The 4417-nt window shown below is 61.2% G+C and carries 2 protein-coding genes and 4 pseudogenes; 4 read left to right on the top strand and 2 right to left on the bottom strand.

Features of this window, described 5'->3' with window-relative positions:
- A pseudogene (locus tag GCT19_RS41000) lies at window positions 1–296 on the top strand (transposase); the annotation flags it as partial.
- 59 nt (window positions 297–355) lie between these two features.
- Window positions 356–1078, top strand: a complete 723-nt coding sequence (locus GCT19_RS40995; RefSeq protein ID WP_152855014.1) for an IS6 family transposase — start codon at window positions 356–358, stop codon at window positions 1076–1078.
- Window positions 1079–1162: 84 nt separating this feature from the next.
- Here GCT19_RS40995 and GCT19_RS40990 read toward each other — a convergent pair.
- Both GCT19_RS40990 and GCT19_RS40980 read right to left on the bottom strand, forming a co-directional pair.
- A pseudogene (locus GCT19_RS40990) lies at window positions 1163–1897 on the bottom strand (IS6 family transposase).
- A 175-nt stretch (window positions 1898–2072) separates the two neighbouring features.
- Window positions 2073–3650: a hypothetical protein gene (locus tag GCT19_RS40980; RefSeq protein WP_152855013.1), complete on the bottom strand. Its 1578-nt coding sequence runs from the start codon at window positions 3648–3650 to the stop codon at window positions 2073–2075.
- A gap of 303 nt (window positions 3651–3953) precedes the next feature.
- Between GCT19_RS40980 and GCT19_RS40975 the strand changes: the two are divergent.
- Together GCT19_RS40975 and GCT19_RS40970 are read left to right on the top strand one after the other, a co-directional pair.
- A pseudogene (locus GCT19_RS40975) lies at window positions 3954–4049 on the top strand (IS6 family transposase); the annotation flags it as partial.
- A 77-nt stretch (window positions 4050–4126) separates the two neighbouring features.
- Window positions 4127–4417: pseudogene (locus tag GCT19_RS40970) on the top strand (hypothetical protein); the annotation flags it as partial.

Genomic DNA, 4417 nt, shown 5'->3' with positions numbered 1-4417 from the left:
GGCGATGCAGGACATCTGGATGGCGGCCACGCGCGCTGATGCACTGGCCGCATTCAATCACTTCGTCGACGCGTACTCGGCAAAGTACCCGAAGGTCGCCGAAAAGCTGACGGAAGATCGTGACGAGCTGCTCGCGTTTTACGATTTCCCGGCTGAACACTGGCAGCATCTGCGCACCACGAACCCGATTGAATCGACCTTTGCGACGGTGCGCCATCGCACGAAACGCACGCGCAACTGTGTATCGCGCGCGACGTTCCTCGGGCTGGCGTTCAAGCTGATCGAGTCGGCCGAAGAAGGTTTTGTCGCAATAACGCGGTCAAGTAAAATCCCCCGACGACAACGCATGACAAGCATGATGACAAAGACGAAGACGCCATGCAAGACGCTGCCCGCTGGCATTGGCAAGGTACTGAAGCGGCTGCACTACCCGCTGGACGTGATCGCGCTGTGCGTCCGGTGGTACGTGGCGTACTCACTGAGCCTACGAAACCTCGAAGAAATGATGGCCGAGCGGGGTATCGAGGTGGACCATTCGAGCGTGCACCGGTGGGTTATCAAGCTGCTACCGGTGTTTGAAAAAGCATTCCGCAAACGCAAACGGCCTGTCGGCAAGAGCTGGCGCGTCGATGAGACCTATGTCAAGGTCAAAGGCCATTGGAAATACTTGTACCGTGCCGTGGACAAGGCGGGCAACACGGTGGATTTCCTGCTGCGCGCCCATCGGGACAAGGCCGCGGCGCGCCGCTACTTCGAGAAGGCGATTGAACAGAACGGCGAGCCCGAGACAATCACCGTGGACAGGAGCGGCGCCAATCTGGCTGCGCTTGAAGCGCTCAATGCCGAGCGTTTAACGCCGATCAAGGTCCGGCAAAACAAATACCTAAACAACGTCGTCGAGCAGGATCACCGTGCCATCAAACGCATCATCAAATCGATGATGGGGTTCACGGATTTCCGCTGTGCGCGCATCATCCTGTCTGGCATTGAGATCGCACAAATGATCCGCAAGGGGCAGATGTGTGACGATGGCGTCGCCTCGACTGCAGCCGAACAATTCTATTCTCTCGTGATGTAAGCAATCCTCTTCACCTTAGCCGCCTGATCGTCGCATCGTCCTTAACGCGACACAACCTGTAATAGTGGGGGGCAACGCGCTTGCTCAGAAAACGGGCGGAACTTGGGTGATCTCTGTGAAGCGATGCCAGGCGGCGATGGGTGTGGCAAGCTGTTTGCGATAGAGCGAGGCGCGTAGCAGGTGTCGCTTCAGCGCGAAGTGCTGCCGGATCGGACCGAGGCTCGACAGGAAAGCCTGCGTGCGCTCTGGATCGCGAAAGCCACGCATGCGTCGCTCGCGTTCGCGGGTCGGCTAATGAGTGTTTTCGGCCCGGTTATTGACCCGCGCGCTGGCTTTGACAAAGACGTGCTTGACGCAAGCCAGTGCGGGAATCTCGGCTTTCGCCGCCCGATAGCTGCGCAGCTGGTCAGTAACGATCTTGCGCGGTGCCTCAGAGCACGCGGCAAGCACGCGCTTGAAAAACCGCTTCGCTGCAGCCTTGTCGCGGTGCTTCTGTAGCAGGATATCGAGTTCAGCACCGTGTTGATCGACGGCGCGCCACAACAGGTAAGGCTCACCGCGCAACGTCACAAATACTTCGTCAAGGTGCCATGTGGTGCCGGGCTTGCGACGCGACGCTTTCAAACGGTGTGCGAAGCACGCGCCGAACTTATCGCACCAGCGTCGTACCGTTTCGTAGCTGACGATAACCCCGCGCTCGAACAGCAGCTCTTCGATATCGCGCAGGCTGAGCTGGAACCTGAAATACCAACGCACCGCGCAACTGATGACCGATGCGGGAAAGCGATGACCGTGGTACAGCGATTTTGCATTTTTCATCATGCGATCTTACCCGACCATCTCGATAACGTGACAATGCCAGGCGAAGGCATAATCATCGCCAACCTGCTGAACCGGTGGAACGCCTTCGGCAAACCGGTTTGCGTCAAAAATGCATAGTCGCGTCCATGGCACGGGAACTCGTACCCTTCCGGACAAAGCTCACGGAAACGGGTCACGCCCACCCTATGGTGCCGAGCAACCTGTGGACCCGCGCTGTCCGGCCCGCTACAGGCAAGGCATTGATTGCACCGCCGAGTACGGCGAGTGGGTCGCGGCGGCGTTCGGCGGGCAGTTGATCGATGGCGGCCAGCACGCTGTCGAACCGCGCTGTGCGGGCCGCTTGCGGCAGAACATTGATCTGGTCGCCGAGTTTGGCCAGCGGATCGCTGCGGTGTTCGGCGGGCAGTTGCCCGATGGTGCCAAGCACGCTGTCAAACTGCGCTGTCCGGGCCTCTTCCGGCAGGGAACGGATCTGGCGGCCGAGTGCGGCCAGCGGCTCGCTGCGGTGTTCAGCGGGCAGTTGCCCGATGGCGGCGCGCACGCTGTCGAAGTGCACTGTCCGGTCCGCTTCAGGCAGGGCCCAGATACGGCCACCGGCAGCCGCTAGTGGCCTACCGCGGGTTTCGGGACTCAGTTCCTCGATGGCGGCCAGCACGCTGTCGAACCGCGCTGTGCGGGCCGCTTGCGGCAGAACATTGATCTGGTCGCCGAGTTTGGCCAGCGGATCGCTGCGGTGTTCGGCGGGCAGTTGCCCGATGGTGCCAAGCACGCTGTCAAACTGGGCTGTCCGGGCCTCTTCCGGCAGGGAACTGATCTGGCGGCCGAGTGCGGCCAGTGGGTCGCTGCGGTGTTCAGCGGGCAGTTGCCCGATGGCGGCGAGCACGCTGCCAAACTGCGCTGTCCGGGCCTCTTCCGGCAGGGAACTGATCTGGCGGCCGAGTTTGGCCAGCGGATCGCTGCGGTGTTCGGCGGGCAGTTGCCCGATGGCGGCGCGCACGCTGTCAAACTGCGCTGTCCGGGCCTCTTCCGGCAGGGAACGGATCTGGCGGCCGAGTGCGGCCAGCGGCTCGCTGCGGTGTTCAGCGGGCAGTTGCCCGATGGCGGCGAGCATCCTGTCGACGTGCACTATCTGGTCCGCTTCAGGCAGGCTCCAGATACGGTCGCCGAGTGCGGCCAGTGGGTCGCTGCGGTGTTCAGCGGGCAGTTGCCCGATGGCGGCGCGCACGCTGCCAAACTGCGCTGTCCGGGCCTCTTCCGGCAGGGAACTGATCTGGCGGCCGAGTGCGGTCAGCGGGTCGCTGCGGTGTTCAGCGGGCAGTTGCCCGATGGCGGCGAGCATCCTGTCGACGTGCACTGTCTGGTCCGCTTCAGGCAGGCTCCAGATACGGTCGCCGAGTGCGGCCAGTGGGTCGCTGCGGTGTTCGGCGGGCAGTTCCCCGATGGCGGCGCGCACGCTGTCAAACTGCGCTGTCCGGGCCTCTTCCGGCAGGGCACTGATCCGGCGGCCGAGTGCGGTCAGCACCTCACCTCGTAGAGACACCGGAAGCTCCCCGATGTGCTGCAACACCGCATCGAACCCCTGATTCGTTCTCACGCGCGGCACATCCCGGCCAATAATAATCTTGGCAGCCTGCCGCTCATCGATAAGTTGCGAACGCAACTGTCGGTTGGTGCCTGCCAGCGCAATACGGCTGCGAGGATCGATCCGCCCTGCAATATCCTGGGTTATTCCAGGCGGCAGTCGCGACAAACCAGTCAAGGCTCCAAGCCCGCTTGACTGCGGAGATGGATTCGAAGTGGGCCGGCTGCTGGGATTGCCGCGTTCTTCCGTAGATGTCTGGGAGGCTGACGTGGCAGGACTCGTCCCGCGAACAGGTGTGACCATAGGCATGTTTCCGCTTGCGTTAAAGACCACCCCGTTTTTAACGGGATTCACTCCTGCCATCCGAACATAACGCGAAGTGGCTGACTGAATAGCGAAGGCATGAACTGAGATGGTTTTGTCGCAATAACGCGGTCAAGTAAAATCCGCCGACGACAACGCATGACAAGCATGATGACAAAGACGAAGACGCCATGCAAGACGCTGCCCGCTGGCATTGGCAAGGTACTGAAGCGGCTGCACTACCCGCTGGACGTGATCCTGCTGGGCTTTGTCCGGATGGGGGTATTGCAAAGATGCTGGGGGTTGTGTAAAAGCGCAACATCATGAAGCCAGCTTGAATAATGCCATATAAAGCCAGACTAAAGACGGGTGAAGCGCGCAAGCGCAAGAAGCCGGGGTACCGGGTGACGAACGCGCGGGCGTATAACCAGAGCCTGAGAAAGCGCGGCATGATCAGCCTGTATGTGCCGGGCGGCGATCTGAAGGCGCAGCTTATCAACGCAAAGATCCGTACGCCGGGCGTGTCGGGGCGTGAGCCGACCTATACCACGGCGTACATCGAGCTGATCTTTACCTTCTACCGGCTGTTCGGCTGGGGGATGCGGCAGATCACCGGCTATATGGAGGACTAC

This window comes from Paraburkholderia atlantica, assembly GCF_009362785.1.
Taxonomy (GTDB): Bacteria; Pseudomonadota; Gammaproteobacteria; order Burkholderiales; family Burkholderiaceae; genus Paraburkholderia; species Paraburkholderia atlantica.
This window is presented reverse-complemented; position numbering and strand designations above follow the sequence as displayed.